This is a genomic window from Actinomadura sp. KC345 (assembly GCF_004348515.1).
GTDB lineage: Bacteria > Actinomycetota > Actinomycetes > Streptosporangiales > Streptosporangiaceae > Spirillospora.
This window is the reverse complement of sequence record NZ_SMKH01000188.1, coordinates 1-15,262: the sequence shown is the minus strand read 5'-3', so window position 1 is coordinate 15,262 and position 15,262 is coordinate 1. Positions and strand designations below refer to the sequence as shown.

Here is a 15,262-nt window from a genome sequence, read left to right as displayed (position 1 = left end):
ATAGGAAACTTTCCTATCAATCGAGGGAACGGTAACCGGGCGGGCGCCGCTCCCGCAACCCCTGCGCCCGTTTAGGGAGGCCCTATGGGGTACGCCTTCGGGAGCCGCCGGTTGGGAAGGAGAACGGGTGCCGCAAAACGTGTTCGTGCTCGGTCTGGACGAACTGAACCTCCGGATGCTCCAGGAGCTGCCCCACCTCGCGGAGTACCGCTTCCACCCGCTGATGTCGATCGAGGAATTGCAACACGGCGACACCATCGACTTCGACCGGCTGGTGGCGTCGGCCGAGGCGAAGCTGGACGCCTTCGACGGACGGATCGACGCGATCATCGGGTTCTGGGACTTCCCGGTCACGATGATGGTGCCCGTCCTCTGCGAGCGGTACGGGCTGCGCAGCCCGACCCTCGAATCCGTCGTGAAATGCGAGCACAAGTACTGGAGCCGCCTTGAGCAGCGCGAGGTGATCGACGAGCACCCCGCGTTCGGGCTGGTCGACCTGGACGACCCCGAGGTGCGGCCGCCGCCGGGGCTGCGGTTCCCGATGTGGCTCAAGCCGGTGAAGTCGACGTCCTCGGCCCTCGCGTTCCTGGTCCGGGACCAGGACGAGTACGAAGGCGCCGTCGCCGAGATCCGCGAGGGGATCGAGCACCTCGGCAAGCCGTTCGAGGCCGTTCTCGCCCGCCTCGACCTGCCGCCGGAGATCGCGGAGATCGGCGGCACGGCGTGCATGGCCGAAGAGGCGATCGATGGCGCCCAGGTGACGGTCGAGGGCTGCAGCTCCGGCGGCCGGGTGCGCGTCTACGGCGTCATCGACTCCATCGACTATCCCGGCGAGTCGAGCTTCCTGCGCTACCAGTACCCGTCCACGCTGCCCGGCGACGTCATCGACCGCATGACCGCCGTCACCGCACGCGTCATCGAGCGCATCGGGCTCGACTCCACGACGTTCAACGTCGAGTTCTTCTGGGACCGCGCCAGCAACGCGATCAACCTGCTGGAGATCAACCCCCGGCACTCGCAGTCGCACGCCCCCCTGTTCGAGTACGTGGACGGCGTGCCCAACCACCAGCCCATGGTCCGCCTGGCGCTGGGGCTCGACCCGGAGCTCCGCGAGCCGGGCGGCGGGGAGTACGCCGTGGCCGCCAAGTGGTTCATCCGCCGGTTCACCGACGGGGTCGTCCGGCGCGCCCCCTCGGCGGAGGAGATCGCGGCGGTCGAGCGGGAGATGCCGGGCACGATCGTGAAGATCGCCGCCAGGGTCGGCGACCGGTTGTCCGACCTGCCCATGCAGGACAGCTACAGCTACGAGCTGGGACGCGTCTTCATGGGCGCCGCGGACGAGGCGGAACTGGAGGCGCGGTACGAGCGGTGCCTGGCGCTGCTGCCCTTCGAGTTCGACGAGTAGGCGCGTGTAGGCGCGTGTAGGCGGCGAGCAGGCGACGAGTAGCACAGAGCACGGGTTCAGGGGGAAGGAGCAGGATGCGCACGGTCACGGCACTGCCCTACGCGGTGCGGGAGGACCACCACGTCTGGATTCCCATGTCGGACGGGGTGCGGCTCTCCGCACGGATCTGGCGGCCGGTCGTCTCGGACGACGAGCCGGTCCCCGTGATCCTGGAGTTCATCCCGTACCGCAAGCGGGACCTCACGGCCGTGCGCGACTCGATGCACCACCCCTACATGGCCGGTCACGGCTACGCGTGCGTGCGCGTCGACCTGCGCGGCACAGGCGACTCGGAGGGCGTCCTCACCGACGAGTACCTGGAACGCGAACTGCTCGACGCGGAGGAACTGCTCGCCTGGTTCGCCGACCAGCCCTGGTCGAACGGGCGCGCGGGCATGATGGGCATCTCCTGGGGCGGGTTCAACGCGCTCCAGGTCGCGGCCCGCCGTCCGCCGAGCCTGCACGCGATCGCCGCTCTGGCATTCTCCGACGACCGGTACAGCGACGACGTCCACTACATGGGCGGTTGCCTGCTGAGCGACAACCTGTCCTGGGCGTCCACGATGTTCGCCTACACCTCGTGCCCCCCGGACCCGGCGGTCGTCGGCGACCAGTGGCGCGACATGTGGCGGGAACGCCTGGAGAACAGCGGGCTGTGGCTGGAGCACTGGCTGAGCCACCAGCACCGCGACGCCTACTGGCGGCACGGCTCGATCGCCGAGAACTACTCCGACGTCCAGTGCCCGGTGCTCGCGGTGAGCGGCTGGGCCGACGGGTACTCCAACGCGGTGTTCCGCGTCCTCGCCAACCTGAAGGTCCCCACGCAGGGGCTCATCGGCCCCTGGTCGCACAAGTACCCCCACCTCGGCGAGCCGGGCCCGGCGATCGGCTTCCTCCAGGAGCTGGTGCGGTGGTGGGACCGCTGGCTCAAGGACGTCGAGAACGGCGTGATGGACGAACCGAGCCTGCGCATCTGGATGCAGGAGGCCGTGCCGCCCTCGACCGCGTACGAGGAACGGCCCGGCCGCTGGGTGGGCGAGGACTCCTGGCCGTCGCCGCGCATCCCCGTCCGCAGGCATCCGCTGGAGCGCAACCGCATCGCGGCGGAGGACGAGGAGGTGGCGGAAGAGGAGCTGACCGTCGAGTCCCCGCTGTCGGTGGGGCAGTTCGCCGGCAAGTGGTGCTCCTACAACGCGCCCCCCGACCTCCCCTACGACCAGCGCGAGGAGGACGGCGGCTCACTGGTCTTCGACAGCGACATCCTCGACCATCGGTGCGAGATCCTCGGCTCCCCGGTCGTGCGGCTGGTGCTGGCGGTGACCGGGCCGCAGGCGATGGTGGCCGTCCGGCTGTCGGACGTGGCGCCGGACGGCCGCGCCACCCGCGTCACCTACGGGCTGCTCAACCTCACCCACCGGACCGGCCACGAGATGCCCCGGCCGCTCGAACCCGGCCAGCGGTACGACATCGCCGTCACGCTGAACGGCATGGCGCACGCCTTCCCGCCGGGGCACCGCATCCGGCTGTCGGTCTCCACGTCGTACTGGCCGCTCGCCTGGCCGCCGCCGCGCCCCGTCCGCCTGGCGCTCTACACCGGGGCCTGCTTCCTCGAACTGCCGACCCGCCCGGTCGGCGCCCCCGGCGAGCCGGACGTGAGCCCGTTCGGCGAGCCCGAGGTCACGCCCCCCGTCCCCACGACCCTCGTCAGGGCCGGGGAGGCGGACTGGACGGTGAACCGCAACCTCGCGAACTACGAGTCCGCGCTCAACGTGGTCAAGGACCTCGGTGTCGTGCGCATCGACGACATCGGCATGGAGATCGCCCGCCGGGCCGTCGAGACCTACGGGTGGACCGGTGACGACTTCACGTCCGTGTTCGGCGACGTCGAATGGAGGATGGCGTTCTCGCGCGGCGAGTGGGACGTCTCGACGGTCACCCGCACCAAGCTCACCTCCACGGAGACGGACTTCATCATCCACGCCGAGCTGGACGCCTACGAGAGCGACCGCCGCGTCCACTCCCGCAACTGGGCGATCACCATCCCCCGCAACCAGCTCTAGCCCAGGCGACCGGCTCTAGGACGCCGTGGCGCACTGGCCTCGGTCGGCGCGCACCGGTCCCTCGGCGGTCGGGCGGACGTCGAAGTCGAAGACGCCCGTCGGCAGGTACAGGGTGCAGCAGGCGTTGGGGATGTCGACGACGCCGCTGAGCCGCCCCTCGATCGGCGCGGCGCACAGCAGCAGGTAGGCCTGCTCGCCCGTGTACCCGAACTTCTTCAGGTACTCGATGCCGTTCAGGCAGGCGTTCCGGTAGGCCAGCGTGGCGTCGAGGTAGTAATTGCGGTCGCTCGTGTGGTCGACCGAGATGCCGATGAACGAGATGTACTCGTCGTAGCGGGGCTCGACGTTGCCCGGCATGAAGACGGGATTCGTCGTCACCCCGTACTTCTCCATCCCGCCCTTGATCAGGTCGAGGTGCACGTCGATGAACCCGCCCATCTCGATCGCGCCGCAGAACGTGATCTCGCCGTCGCCCTGGCTGAAGTGCAGGTCGCCGGTGGACAGCAGCGCCCCCGGGACGAAGACGGGCATGAAGACCCGGGCACCGCGGCTGAAGTTCTTGATGTCCTGGTTCCCGCCGTTCTCCCGGGGCGGGACGGTCCGCGCGCCCTCCCGTCCGACCCGCTCCAGGTCGGTGCCGGTGAGGGTGCCCGCGAGCACGTCCTGCGGCTGCGGCGGCATGGCGAGTGGCGGCACCCGGTCGGGGTCGGTGTCGATGAGGGCCTGCTCGCGCGCGTTCCAGCGCGCCAGCATGTCGGCGGACGGCGCGGTGCCGAACAGGCCGGGGTGCGTGATGCCGGTGAAGCGGACACCGGGGATGTGGCGGGACGCGGCCTGCTGGCCGTGGAAGTCCCAGATGGCCTTGCACGCGTCGGGGAACCAGTCGGTGAGGAAACCGCCGCCGTTGTTCCTGGCGAAGATGCCGGTGTAGCCCCAGCCCTGCCCGGCGATGGGCCCGGTCTCCTGCGGGACGGGCCCGATGTCGAGGACGTCGACGACGAGCAGGTCGCCGGGTTCGGCGCCCGACCGCGATGGGGCCGCTCAGCATGTGGTTGACGTTGAGGTTGAGGTCGCGGATGTCGTTGGCCGAGTCGTCGTTGACGACCTGGCCGTCCATCCACTCCCGCGACTCGATGCGGACGTCCGTACCCGGACGTACTGTGACCGCGGGCGGGATGTCCGGATGCCACCGGTTGTGGCCGGGAACCTGCTGGTCGCGCATCGACTTCGCCTGGTCGACGCTGAACACGACGTCGGGCATGTCTTCCTCCGGAGCGTGTCGTCTGGGTAGGCGGGATGGAGACGCTCGCCCTACGGACGGGGCAGCAGCGCGTGCCTGGGATCGGCGGGCGGTGCCGCGGGTCCGCGCCGGGCCCCGGGGACGCGCCGGACCACCGCGGGCTCCTCGGCGCCGGCCTCCTGGGCGTGGAGCGCACGGGCGAGCGGGCGGGACGTGCGGGCGAGGTGCGGCGCGGTGAAGACGCGGGACGCCTCGCCGCCGCATCCGGCACAGGGCTCCGCGGCCCCGGCCGTCCCGATCGGGCGGGCGACGTCGAAAGGCCCGCATTCCGCGCAGCGGTACTGGTAGATGGCCACGAGCAGTCCCCCCGGATAGCTTCTGGGCGGACTATTCCGCCGAGAGGCACCGGCAAACCGGCTTGTCGGGGGGCCGGTCTAGGATCGGGGCATGTCGCGGCGCCGTTTCGATCAGGCCATGGAGCGCATGCGCGAGGGTGACGCGCAGGTCCGGGAGGACGCGTTCGACTTCCTGCGCGAGCACGCCGACGGGTACGTCGACGAGCTGATCGCGGAGTTCGCGGCGGAACGGGACGACCCGGACCTGCGCTGCCGGCTGCTGGAACTCATCGCCGAGGCCCGGTCCGCCCGGGCGCTCGGTGTGTTCGGCGAGCAACTGGAGAGCCCGGACGAGTCACTGCGGTTCTGGGCGGTCCGGGGCCTGGAGATGCTCGACACCCGGGAGGCGGAGCACATGCTGGAACAGGCCCGCACCGGCGGCTGGATCGCCTGATCCGGGCTGTCCCGTCATTCCGGGCCGCGACGCGGGTCCGTGGTGCGAAGGCGCCCGCTGAGGAGGAGCAGGAGCGCCAGGGCCGGGGCGGCGGCGGTGGCGGCGAAGGCCGGGGTGCCGTGGGCGACGTACAGCGGCACGCACACCACCGGGGGCGAGCGCGCCCCCGAAGAACTGCGAGGAGAGCGCGAGTGAGGTGGCGCCGGCGCGGTTGGACGGGGCGCTTCCGGCGGCCAGCGCGTTCACGGTGCTGCGCAGGCCGGCCGCCAGTGCACGGCCGCCGAGGTCCCGCTGACGACGGGGCTGAACGACTGGCCGGCGGCCTGCGGCGCGGCGAACAGGCCGAGCGGCCGGCCGAGCCGCTCACGGGGCGTGATGTCGCTGATCGCTGCCACCAGGAGCGGGGGTCGTGAACGCGTTGGTGGCGCCCTGGAGCACGCGTCCCGCGAGGAAGACCTCGATCGCGGGGGCGAGGGCGCAGAGCCCGGACGCCAGGATGAAGACGGCCAGGGACAGGCGCAGGGTGCGGCGCCGTCCCCAGCGTTCCGTCAGGGTCCCCGAGACCGGCATCAGGGCGGCGAAGGGGATCATGTACGCGGTCACCGCGGCGGTGGCCGCCTCGGGTGTGCTGTCCAGGCCGCCGGCCACCTCGTGCAGGATCGGGGTGACCATGGTCCCGGCGTAGGGGCCGAGGAGCCCCCCGCGTACAGCGGCCAGACGCGTGGCGTGCGTTCCGCGCGCCCGCCACGCGCCCCTGGCTCCGAGGGAGACGCTGAGCTCAAGCCGTGCCGGGGTCAGCCGCGGTCGATCTGCATGACGACGGCCTTGGGCTCGGTGAAGAAGTCGCGGCTGAACTCGCCGCCCTCGCGGCCCAGGCCCGACGCTCCGACGCCCCCGAACGGGGCGCGCAGATCGCGGATGAAGAAGCAGTTCACCCACACCGTCCCGGCGCGCAGCAGCTCGGACACGCGGTGCGCCCGGCTCAGGTTCTCGGTGAACAGCATGGCGTTGAGGCCGTACGGGGTGTCGTTGGCCATGGCGACCGCTTCGGCCTCGGTGTCGAACGGGGTCACGGTGACCAGCGGGCCGAAGATCTCCTCCCGGCAGTGGGGCGCGTCCGCCGGCATGTCCGTGACCACCGTGGGGCGGACGACCCAGCCCGAGCCGAGCCCGCCGGTGCGGATCCGGCCGCCCTCCGGCTCGATGGTCTCGATGTACCCCCGCACCTTCTCGAAATGGCTCCGCGAGGCCAGCGGGCCGAGCTGGGTACCCGGTTCGGAGGGGTCGCCGATCACCATGGCCTCGGCGGCGGCGACGAAGCGGTCGAGGAACGCGTCGTACACCTCGCGCTGCACGTAGAGACGGCTCCCGGCAAGGCACACCTGGCCGGCGTTGGTGAAGATGGCCCGGATCGACCAGTCCACCGCGTTGTCGAGGTCGGCGTCGGCGAACACGAGGTTGGCGCCCTTGCCGCCGAGCTCCAGGCTCACCGGGACCAGGTTGCCGCCCGCGATCCGTGCGATGGACCGTCCGGTGCTGGACGCGCCGGTGAACGTGACCCGGTCGATCCCGGCGCTCTCGGTCAGCGCCTGCCCGGCCGACCCCGGGCCGTGCCCGTGGACGACGTTGAGGACGCCGGGCGGCAGCCCCGCCTCGACCGCGAGCCGCGCGAGCATCGTCGCCGAGGCCGGGCTGTCCTCGGCGGGCTTGAGCACGACGGTGTTGCCCCAGGCCAGCGCCGGAGCGACCTTCCAGGTCTCCAGCATCAGCGGGAAGTTCCACGGCGCGATGGCCGCGACCACCCCGGCCGGGCCGTAGACGCTGTAGGCGTGGTGGCCGCTGTCCATCGGCAGCGCGTCCGCCGCCGCCATCTTCGCGTGGTCGGCGAAGAACCGCAGGTTGGCGGCCGAACGGCCGACGTCGTTGCCGCTGCTCTGGGCGACCGGCTTGCCCATGTCGCGGGTGTCGGCCAGGCCGAGCTCCCGCTTGTGCTCCTCGACCAGGTCGGCGAGGCGGTGCAGCAGGCCGCCGCGCTCGGCGTGGCCCATGCGCGGCCAGGGGCCGTCGTCGAACGCCCGCCGGGCGGCCGCGACCGCCCGCTCGACGTCGTCCGGTGAGGCGAGCGCCACCTGCCCCCACGCCTCCCGGGTCCAGGGATCGACGGTGTCGAACCGTGCGCCGTCCTGCGACCCGGCTTCCTCGCCGTCGATGACGTGCCCGAAGAACTCCATGTGCTGCTGGCCCTCATTCCTCTGTCGTGTCGGGAGCGGCTGTGTTCGCCGTGGTGGAAGCTTCCGTGGCCGCCGGCGCGGGAGCGTCGCGCTCGGCGAGCGTGACGCCGCCGGCGGCCCAGTGCGTCGTGGGGATCTCCTGGACGATGACCCGTACGCGCCCCGGGTCGGTGCCGGTGGCGCGCACGACGGCGTCGTGCACCTCGGCGATCAGGTCCCGGATCTGGCCGGGCGGCCTCCCGGCGGCCAGGCTGATCTGGACGAGAGGCATGTCGGATTCTCCGTTTCCTTCAGGGGGTGGCGCCCGGGGCGGTGTTCAGGGAGGGGATCAGGCGCATCGCGTTCCCCGAGAGGATCGCGCGCTCGGCCGCCGGGTCGAGATCCTGCGCCCGGACGGTGGCGACCGCGTCGGCGTCCGCGAGGTCGAACGGCAGGTCCGTGCCGAGAAGGACCCGGTCGTGCCCGGCGTCCTCGATCAGGCGGCGCAGCGCGGTGCCGTCGAAGACCGCGGTGTCGAAGTGCAGCCGGCGCAGGTAGTCGCGCGGCGGCAGCGGGATCGTCCGCGACTCCTCCTTGCGCTCCCAGCCGATGCCGAGCCTGGGGATCAGTCCGGGCAGGCATCCGCCGCCGTGGACCAGGCACAGCACCGGGTCGTGCCGCTCCAGCACGCCGCCGAAGATCAGGCGGGCGGCCGCCAGCGCCGTCTCCGCCGGATAGCCGAGCAACTGCACCAGGTGGAAGTCGCGGAGCCGGGCGGGGGAGGACGCGCGGCTGGGATGCACCAGGCAGAAGGCCGCGCGTTCGCTCAGCAGGGCCCACACGTCCTCGTTGGCCGGGTCGTCGAGTTCGCGGCCCCCGCCGAAGGTGCCGGTCGTCAGCCCGGCCATCCCGAGATCGTCCAGGCAGCGGGCCGCCTCCGCGGCGGCTCCCGGCAGGCCCACGGGGATCGTGCCCAGGGCCGCGAGCCGGGTGCCGCCCTCCGCCACGTGCTCGGCGAGCGCGTCGTTGGAGCGGCGGGTGACCTCCATGACCAGCTCGTGATCGTCCGAGGTCGACCCGAACACGAACGGCGGCGCCGAGACGAGTTGCCGGCCGATGCCGGCGGCGTCCATGGCGGCCAGGCGGCGCGGGACGTCGTACTGCGCGGCGGGCAGCGGGATCCGTGCGCCCTTGGCGATACCGGACACGGCCGGGTGCAGCAGCAGCGTTCCCGAGTCCACCTGCGACAGGTCCGCGTGGCCGCGGCCGGCGAGGTGGCGCAGCAGCGGCATCGGCAGCGCGTGCGCGTGGACGTCCACCGCCGCCGGTCCGCCCGCGGAGCCCGGCGCGGCGGGTCGTTGAGTCGATGTCATGCCTTCCTCAGAACCTTGTTTCGAATAACCATTATGATTGATTGCCGTCCGCCTGACAATCGCGGAGACGGTGCCACAGGTCGCCGAGCAGGGTCTGGTCAAGGATCATTGACTCTAACGAATATGGTCGTTAGAGTCGCGCCGAGCGCGCTGCCGAGTCCGAGCGAGGAGTGGCATGTCGAAGATCTCGATCAGTTCAAGCAACGCCCCCAAGGTCGGCTTCTCCGAGGGGACCGGTCCGCCGCTGTCGCAGGCGATCGTCCACGGGGACCTCATCTTCTGCTCGGGAACGGGTCCCCTGGACCCGGCGACGCGCACGATCGTCTCCGACGACCTCGCCGAGCAGGTGCGGCAGACGCTCACCAACCTCGTCGCGGTCGTGGAGGCCGCCGGCGGCACGAAGGACTCGATCCTCAAGTGCAACTGCTACCTGCGCGACGCCTCCCAGTTCCCCGAGTTCAACAAGGCGTACCGGGAGTTCTTCGACGACTGCGAGAGCTTCCCGGCGCGCACGACGGTCAACGCCCCGCCGCACCGCGCCGGCGTGCTGGTCGAGGTGGAGTGCACCGCCGCCGTCGTCGAGGCGCGCTGAGGAGGCGACCATGACCCAGCCGTACCGCATGCCGGTCGTGGATCTCGAAGGGATCGCCGAACGCCTCGGCAAGAGCGGCAGGCGCGTCGAGGTCCTGTGGCAGCACAGCGAGTCCCTCGCCTTCGTGGCGCGGGGGCGCGAGTACCGCTGCGAGTTCCACCTCAACCCGAGCGACGAGGTGATGTACGTGATCCGGGGGGAGCTGCGCCTGCACAGCCTCCAGCCGGACGGCACGGAACTGGTCGACGTGGTTCCGGAGGGATCGGCGATCTTCACGCCGTCCCGGCTGCCGCACTCGCCCAGGTTCGACCCGGATGCCTTCATCATCGTCATCGAACGGCTCCGCCGGCCGGGCGAACTCGACCGCTTCCAGTGGTTCTGCCAGAGCTGCGGCGAGTTCCTGCACGAGGAGTCGTGCCACGTCGACGACTACTCGACCGACCCGGTCGGCAAGGCGTACCAGCGCTTCTTCGACGACGTGGAGGCCCGCACCTGCAACGGCTGCGGCGACGTGCTGCGGCCCTACTGAACCGACGTTCGCATCGGTGACCGGCCCCCGGGAGGGCGCAACATGGAACGCACACAGGTCGCCGTCATCGGAGCCGGTCCCGCCGGCCTGCTCCTCGGCCGGATGCTGGAACTCGCCGGAGTCGACGCGGTCGTCCTGGAACACCGGAGCCGGGCCCACGTGGAGGGCCGGATCCGGGCGGGCATGCTGGAACACCGCACCGCGCGGTTGCTGGAGGAGCTGGGCCTGGACGAGCGGATGCGCCGGAAGGCGGCCGTCCACCACGGCTTCGAGATGCGCTTCGACCGGAAGCGGTTCCAGATACCCATGGCCGAGCTGACCGGCGGCTGCACCGCGGTCATGTACAGCCAGCAGGAGATCGTCACCGATGCGATCGCGGCCCGCGTCGCCTCGGGACTCCCGCTGGAGTTCGACGTCGGCGATGTCCGGCTCGACGGCGTCGACACCGACGGGCCGACGGTGCGCTACCGGGCGGCGGACGGCTCCGAGCGGGTCCTGGCCTGCGACTTCATCGCGGGCTGCGACGGCTTCCACGGGGTGTCCCGCAGTTCGATCCCGGACGGCGTGCTGACGGCGTACCGGCACGACTACCCCTTCGCGTGGCTCGGCGTGCTCGCGGACGTCTCCCCGTCCACGTTCGAGCTGGTCTACGCATGCCACGAGCGCGGGTTCGCCCTGCACAGCATGCGGTCGAGCGACGTCAGCCGGTTCTACCTCCAGGTCGCGCCGGACGAGGACCTGGGCGCCTGGTCCGACGAGCGGATCTGGGCGGAACTGCGGCTGAGGCTCGGAACCGACGACGGCTGGACGCTCGCGGAAGGCGCCGTCACGCAGAAGAGCATCACCGCGATGCGGAGTTTCGTGGTGGAGCCGATGCAGTACGGACGGCTCTTCCTCGCGGGGGACGCCGCCCACATCGTCCCGCCGACCGCCGCGAAGGGCCTCAACCTCGCCGCGGCGGACGTCCGGCTCCTCGCCGACGCGCTGTGCACCTGGTACGAGTCCGGCGACCGGTCCGCGCTGGACGCCTACTCCGACGACGCGCTCCGCGGGGTCTGGCGCGCCCAGCAGTTCTCCCGCTCGATGACGGCGCTGCTGCACCACGACCCGGCCAGCCCCATGGAATGGCGGCTGCAGCACGCCGAGCTCCAGCACGTCTGCACCTCCGAGGCGGCGATGAAGGACTTCTGCGAGAACTACGTGGGGCTGCCGCCCGCCGGACGCATCCACCGGAGCACACCCCTCCCCGACACGAAGGCCATCCCATGAGTACCGACATCGACACGATCGGCCGTGCCGCGGACCGCCTGGACACCGCGCAGCACACGGCGACCCCGGTCGGGCAGCTCCCCGAGGGGCTCACGCCCGCCGACGCGTACGCGATCCAGGACGCGGTGATCGCCCGCCGCCTGGGGCGGGGCGAGCGGCCGGCCGGCCTCAAGCTCGGCTTCACCAGCAAGGCGAAGATGGCGCAGATGGGCGTGTCCGAAGTGATCGTCGGCCGGCTCACCGACGCCATGCGGGTCCCCGGCGGCGGCGAGATCCCGCTGGACCGCTTCATCCATCCGCGCGTCGAGCCGGAGGTCGCCTACCGCATCGCCCGCGACGTCACCCCGGACGACGACGAGCTGCCCGTGGACGCCGTCGCGCCCGCGCTGGAGATCATCGATTCGCGCTACCGCGACTTCCGCTTCAGCCTCCCGGACGTGATCGCCGACAACGCCTCGTCCGCCGCGTTCGTCGTCGGCGCCTGGCGGCCGCTCGGCATCGACCTCGGCGACCTCGCCGTCCGGCTCACCCTTGACGGCGCCACCGTCGAGACCGGTTCCACGTCCGCGATCCTCGGGCACCCGGACCGGACCCTGCCCGCGCTGCTGGAGATCGCCCGCCGCCAGGGCATGCCGCTGCGCGCCGGCCACGTCATTCTCGCCGGGGGCGCCACGGCCGCGGCCCCCCTCGCGCCGGGCCGCGTGGACGTGCACGTCACCGGCCTCGGCAGCGTGTCGGCGACCGGCACCGTGTCAGCGACCGGCACCGCCCCCGCGACGGGCACCGGCCGCTGACGGATCACGGCGTGCGCGCTCAGCCCTTCGGCTCCTGGATCAGGTCGTCCAGGCTGACGGGCTTCTCGATGAGCTTGTACTTCTGGGACAGCCGCACCAGCTCCTCGATCGAGTCCCGCTGGAACGTCGTCGGCCAGGCGATCATGTTGATCTTCGTCGCCTGCTCCGCGGGGATCTTGGCGTAGGACGGGAGGATCGCGCGGATCTCGTCGGGGTGGGCGTTGGCGTAGTCGAGCGACTTGCGCACCGCCGCGTCGAACCTGCGCACCACGTCCGGGTTGCTCTCGGCGTAGGCGGTCGAGGTGAAGTAGGAGGCCACCGCCAGGTTCGGGTGGGTCTCGGAGTAGTTGTTGAGGACCGAGCGGGCGCCGCGCCGCAGCAGCGAGGTCACGAACGGCTCGCACTCCCAGGCCGCGTCGATGCGCCCCGACTCGACCGCGGTGACCATGTCGGGGAAGCCGATCTCGGTGAACTTCACGGTGCTCGGATCGACGCCCTTCTTCTCCAGCGCGGCGCGGATCGTGACGTCGCCGATGTTGTTGAGCGTGTTGACCGCCAGCGTCCTGCCGGACAGGTCCTTGACGCCTCGGACGGGGCTGTCCTCCGGCACGAGCACCTGGCAGGCCTCGTTGTTGCCCGGTGCGATGCCGACGCCCGGCGTGATGGCGTGCAGCGGCACGCCCTTGCTCCTGGCGACGATGAGCGACACGTTGTTGGAGAAGCCGAACTGGTTGCTGTTGCTGACGACGGCGGGCACGATCGCCGCGCCGCCCGCGGCCAGCTGCGGCTCGACCTTGAGCTTCTGCTCGGTGAAGAAGCCCTTCTGGACGCCGAGGTACAGCGGGGCGACGTCGGTGATCGGGATCAGGCCGACCTTCACCGTGGTGACGCCCTCGGCGTCGGTCCGCGCCGAGGTTCCCCCCGAGCCGCAGCCCGCGGCGACGCCGGCCGCGACCGCCGCGATGACCACCCGGAGCCCGCGCCGTCGGATCGTTCTCATCATGGGCTTCACTCCTCTGAGTGGGACGCGGCCTACACCGCCGTTATGGGCAGAACGATTATCATCAATATGGTTCAAGGGTCAACGGTGTACGGGCGTCGGCAGGGGTTGATAAAGTACAATCGTTATGAGGAATAGTGATGGTTACATCGTGCGGGCCGCGGGCGTCGTCACCATGCACGCGGAGCGGCCGCGGGCCGAGGCGCTGGGGATCCGCGACGGGCGCGTCGTCTCGGCGGGCTCGCTCGACCGGGCGCGCGCCGCGCTCGGCGAGCACGCGCCGGTCATGGACCTGGGCGGCGCGACCGTCCTGCCGGGACTGATCGACACGCACATGCACCTGCTGTGGACCGGGCTCGCGCACGTCCTGCTCGACCTGGCGGGGGAGCGCAGCGTCGCGGGCATCGTCACGGCGACGCGCGCCTGGGCCGACGCCCACCCCGAGGCGCCGTGGGTGGTCTCCGCGGACGGGTGGGAGATCGAGGACATCGCCGAGCGGCGCCTGCCGACCCGCGACGAGCTGGACCGCGCGTGCCCGGACCGCCCGGTGCTGATCCTGCGCTGCGGCCACGAGGGCGCGGCCAACTCGGCCGCGCTGGCGCTGTCCGGCCTCACCGACGGGACGCCCGATCCGCCCGGCGGCCGCCTGGGCCGGGACGCCGAGGGGCGGCTCACCGGCGTCCTGGTCGAGCCCCCGGCGATCGAGCTCGTCCGGCGCCACATGCCCCCGCAGGACGACCGGGCCCGGCGCGCCGCGATCGCCGCCGCGGCGGAGCAGAGCCTGGCGGCCGGGCTGACCTCGGTGATCGAGCCGGGGCTGCGCCCGGAGGAACTCGCCACCTACCAGGGGATGCACGCGGACGGCGAACTGCCGCTGCGGGTGACCGCGATGCCGCTGCTGGGGGCCGGCGCGTCCGTCGACGACGAGATCGCGCGCCTGTCGGGACTCGGGGTGCGCACCGGCTTCGGCGACGACCGGCTGCGCCTCGGTCCGGTGAAGGTCTTCCTGGACGGCGGAGGCTCGCTCGGAACGGCCTACCTCCGCGAGCCCTGGCCCGGCCGGTGCGGCGATCACGGACACCCCGACCACGGGCAGCTGCTCCTCGACCCCGGCGCGATGCGCGTGCTGGCGGCCGGGCTCGTGGAGCGCGGCTGGTCGCTCGGAGTGCACGCGGTCGGAGGCGGCGCGCTCGACCTGCTGTTCGACGTCCTCGACCACGCCGACCGGGTGGCGCCGGTGAAGCCGCTGCGCTGCCAGGCGATCCACGCGTACCTGACGCCGTCCGAGCGCAACATGGCGGACGCCCGCCGGCTGGGCGTGGTGGTGGCGACCCAGCCGACGATGCAGGAGCAGTTCGCCGGCCGCCTCATCGCGCAGCTCGGCCGCGACACCGCGGCGGCCGCCACGCCGCTGGCCTCCTGGCACCGCGCGGGCGTCCGGCTGGCGGGCGGCTCGGACTCGCCGGTCACGCCGTACCAGCCGCTGCGCGGGATCTGGCAGGCGGTGACCCGCCACCACGCGCCGAGCGACGGGCCCCTCGGCGCGGCCGAGCGGCTCGACGTGGCGGCGGCCCTGCGGATGTACACCGCCGGCGCCGCGTACGCCGCGTTCAACGACCACGCGGTCGGCGTCCTGCGCCCCGGCATGCGCGCCGACTGGGTCGCCCTCGGCGCCGACCCCACCCGCTGCCCCCCGGACGAGCTGCGCGACCTCCCGGTCCTGGCGACGGCGGTCGACGGCGAGATCCGCCACACCCTGCGTTGACTTGCGGCGTGTTGTTGTTATGAGCGCGTCGATAGCAACAACACGCCGCAAGTCAACGAGGGGCTAGTCGCAAAGCCGTGTAGTTAGGCGATGGGTGTGGTGGTCAAGGGTCGGTGGGTGCGCAGATCTCGATGCTGATGGTGGCTTTGTAGCTGGGGCCGCGGATGCGGGCGCCTTTGGCGACGAACTTGGAGATC

Annotated in this window: 16 protein-coding genes and 1 pseudogene; 8 read left to right on the top strand and 9 right to left on the bottom strand. The window is 71.8% G+C overall.

The features are described from left to right. Positions 1–127: 127 nt before the first annotated feature. Together E1281_RS26360 and E1281_RS26355 are read left to right on the top strand one after the other, a co-directional pair. Positions 128–1,405 carry an ATP-grasp domain-containing protein gene (locus E1281_RS26360; protein ID WP_243717420.1) on the top strand — a complete coding sequence of 426 codons (1,278 nt, stop codon included), beginning with the start codon at positions 128–130 and terminating at the stop codon, positions 1,403–1,405. 74 nt (positions 1,406–1,479) lie between these two features. Further along, positions 1,480–3,504, top strand: a complete 2,025-nt coding sequence (locus E1281_RS26355) for a CocE/NonD family hydrolase (protein ID WP_131882362.1) — start codon at positions 1,480–1,482, stop codon at positions 3,502–3,504. A gap of 15 nt (positions 3,505–3,519) precedes the next feature. Here E1281_RS26355 and fmdA read toward each other — a convergent pair. Together fmdA and E1281_RS26345 are read right to left on the bottom strand one after the other, a co-directional pair. Further along, a pseudogene (fmdA, locus tag E1281_RS26350) lies at positions 3,520–4,765 on the bottom strand (formamidase). A gap of 50 nt (positions 4,766–4,815) precedes the next feature. Further along, complete coding sequence (locus E1281_RS26345; RefSeq protein ID WP_131882361.1) at positions 4,816–5,100, bottom strand: zinc ribbon domain-containing protein; 285 nt, start codon at positions 5,098–5,100, stop codon at positions 4,816–4,818. A gap of 91 nt (positions 5,101–5,191) precedes the next feature. Between E1281_RS26345 and E1281_RS26340 the strand changes: the two genes are divergently transcribed. Continuing rightward, positions 5,192–5,533, top strand: a complete 342-nt coding sequence (locus E1281_RS26340) for a HEAT repeat domain-containing protein (RefSeq protein WP_207943494.1) — start codon at positions 5,192–5,194, stop codon at positions 5,531–5,533. Positions 5,534–5,547: 14 nt separating this feature from the next. Here E1281_RS26340 and E1281_RS42680 read toward each other — a convergent pair whose 3' ends face one another. The 6 genes from E1281_RS42680 to E1281_RS26320 form a co-directional block, all read right to left on the bottom strand. Further along, positions 5,548–5,673 (bottom strand): hypothetical protein, encoded by a 126-nt coding sequence (locus E1281_RS42680; RefSeq protein WP_279433654.1) that lies wholly within the window; start codon positions 5,671–5,673, stop codon positions 5,548–5,550. A 102-nt stretch (positions 5,674–5,775) separates the two neighbouring features. Then, positions 5,776–5,928: a hypothetical protein gene (locus E1281_RS41400; RefSeq protein ID WP_207943493.1), complete on the bottom strand. Its 153-nt coding sequence runs from the start codon at positions 5,926–5,928 to the stop codon at positions 5,776–5,778. Continuing rightward, positions 5,897–6,205: an MFS transporter gene (locus tag E1281_RS26335; protein ID WP_207943492.1), complete on the bottom strand. Its 309-nt coding sequence runs from the start codon at positions 6,203–6,205 to the stop codon at positions 5,897–5,899. The genes E1281_RS41400 and E1281_RS26335 overlap by 32 nt, the downstream gene beginning before the upstream one ends. Positions 6,206–6,327: 122 nt before the next feature. Further along, on the bottom strand, positions 6,328–7,764 hold the full coding sequence (locus E1281_RS26330) for an aldehyde dehydrogenase (protein WP_131882360.1): 1,437 nt from the start codon (positions 7,762–7,764) through the stop codon (positions 6,328–6,330). 13 nt (positions 7,765–7,777) lie between these two features. Next, complete coding sequence (locus E1281_RS26325) at positions 7,778–8,035, bottom strand: tautomerase family protein (protein WP_131882359.1); 258 nt, start codon at positions 8,033–8,035, stop codon at positions 7,778–7,780. A gap of 19 nt (positions 8,036–8,054) precedes the next feature. Further along, the gene (locus E1281_RS26320) at positions 8,055–9,116 is read right to left on the bottom strand and encodes an amidohydrolase family protein (RefSeq protein WP_131882358.1); all 1,062 of its coding nucleotides are present in this window, start codon (positions 9,114–9,116) and stop codon (positions 8,055–8,057) included. A 175-nt stretch (positions 9,117–9,291) separates the two neighbouring features. On the opposite strand from E1281_RS26320, the gene E1281_RS26315 reads away from it, so the two are divergent. Genes E1281_RS26315 through E1281_RS26300 form a run of 4 tightly spaced genes read left to right on the top strand, consistent with a single transcriptional unit; the run spans position 9,292 to position 12,300 of the window. Beyond that, positions 9,292–9,708, top strand: coding sequence for a RidA family protein (locus E1281_RS26315; protein ID WP_131882357.1), 417 nt, complete (start codon positions 9,292–9,294; stop codon positions 9,706–9,708). Positions 9,709–9,718: 10 nt separating this feature from the next. Beyond that, the gene (locus E1281_RS26310) at positions 9,719–10,237 is read left to right on the top strand and encodes a 3-hydroxybutyryl-CoA dehydratase (protein WP_131882356.1); all 519 of its coding nucleotides are present in this window, start codon (positions 9,719–9,721) and stop codon (positions 10,235–10,237) included. 42 nt (positions 10,238–10,279) lie between these two features. After that, the gene (locus E1281_RS26305) at positions 10,280–11,506 is read left to right on the top strand and encodes a 4-hydroxybenzoate 3-monooxygenase (RefSeq protein WP_131882355.1); all 1,227 of its coding nucleotides are present in this window, start codon (positions 10,280–10,282) and stop codon (positions 11,504–11,506) included. Continuing rightward, positions 11,503–12,300, top strand: a complete 798-nt coding sequence (locus tag E1281_RS26300; protein ID WP_131882354.1) for a fumarylacetoacetate hydrolase family protein — start codon at positions 11,503–11,505, stop codon at positions 12,298–12,300. The genes E1281_RS26305 and E1281_RS26300 overlap by 4 nt, the downstream gene beginning before the upstream one ends. 19 nt (positions 12,301–12,319) lie before the next feature. On the opposite strand, the gene E1281_RS26295 is transcribed toward E1281_RS26300, so the two are convergent. After that, entirely contained in the window at positions 12,320–13,303 is a 984-nt protein-coding gene (locus E1281_RS26295; protein ID WP_131882353.1) for an ABC transporter substrate-binding protein, read from the bottom strand. Between the two features lie 124 nt (positions 13,304–13,427). On the opposite strand from E1281_RS26295, the gene E1281_RS26290 reads away from it, so the two are divergent. Then, the gene (locus tag E1281_RS26290; RefSeq protein WP_131882352.1) at positions 13,428–15,065 is read left to right on the top strand and encodes an amidohydrolase; all 1,638 of its coding nucleotides are present in this window, start codon (positions 13,428–13,430) and stop codon (positions 15,063–15,065) included. Positions 15,066–15,262 lie beyond the last annotated feature (197 nt).

Coding starts and splice junctions, on each gene's coding strand:
- E1281_RS26355 (WP_131882362.1), top strand. CDS start 1,480: ATGCGCACGGTCACGGCACTGCCCTACGCGGTGCGGGAGGACCACCAC.
- E1281_RS26340 (WP_207943494.1), top strand. CDS start 5,192: ATGTCGCGGCGCCGTTTCGATCAGGCCATGGAGCGCATGCGCGAGGGT.
- E1281_RS26335 (WP_207943492.1), bottom strand. CDS start 6,205: ATGGTCACCCCGATCCTGCACGAGGTGGCCGGCGGCCTGGACAGCACA.
- E1281_RS26330 (WP_131882360.1), bottom strand. CDS start 7,764: ATGGAGTTCTTCGGGCACGTCATCGACGGCGAGGAAGCCGGGTCGCAG.
- E1281_RS26325 (WP_131882359.1), bottom strand. CDS start 8,035: ATGCCTCTCGTCCAGATCAGCCTGGCCGCCGGGAGGCCGCCCGGCCAG.
- E1281_RS26320 (WP_131882358.1), bottom strand. CDS start 9,116: ATGACATCGACTCAACGACCCGCCGCGCCGGGCTCCGCGGGCGGACCG.
- E1281_RS26315 (WP_131882357.1), top strand. CDS start 9,292: ATGTCGAAGATCTCGATCAGTTCAAGCAACGCCCCCAAGGTCGGCTTC.
- E1281_RS26310 (WP_131882356.1), top strand. CDS start 9,719: ATGACCCAGCCGTACCGCATGCCGGTCGTGGATCTCGAAGGGATCGCC.
- E1281_RS26305 (WP_131882355.1), top strand. CDS start 10,280: ATGGAACGCACACAGGTCGCCGTCATCGGAGCCGGTCCCGCCGGCCTG.
- E1281_RS26300 (WP_131882354.1), top strand. CDS start 11,503: ATGAGTACCGACATCGACACGATCGGCCGTGCCGCGGACCGCCTGGAC.
- E1281_RS26295 (WP_131882353.1), bottom strand. CDS start 13,303: ATGATGAGAACGATCCGACGGCGCGGGCTCCGGGTGGTCATCGCGGCG.
- E1281_RS26290 (WP_131882352.1), top strand. CDS start 13,428: ATGAGGAATAGTGATGGTTACATCGTGCGGGCCGCGGGCGTCGTCACC.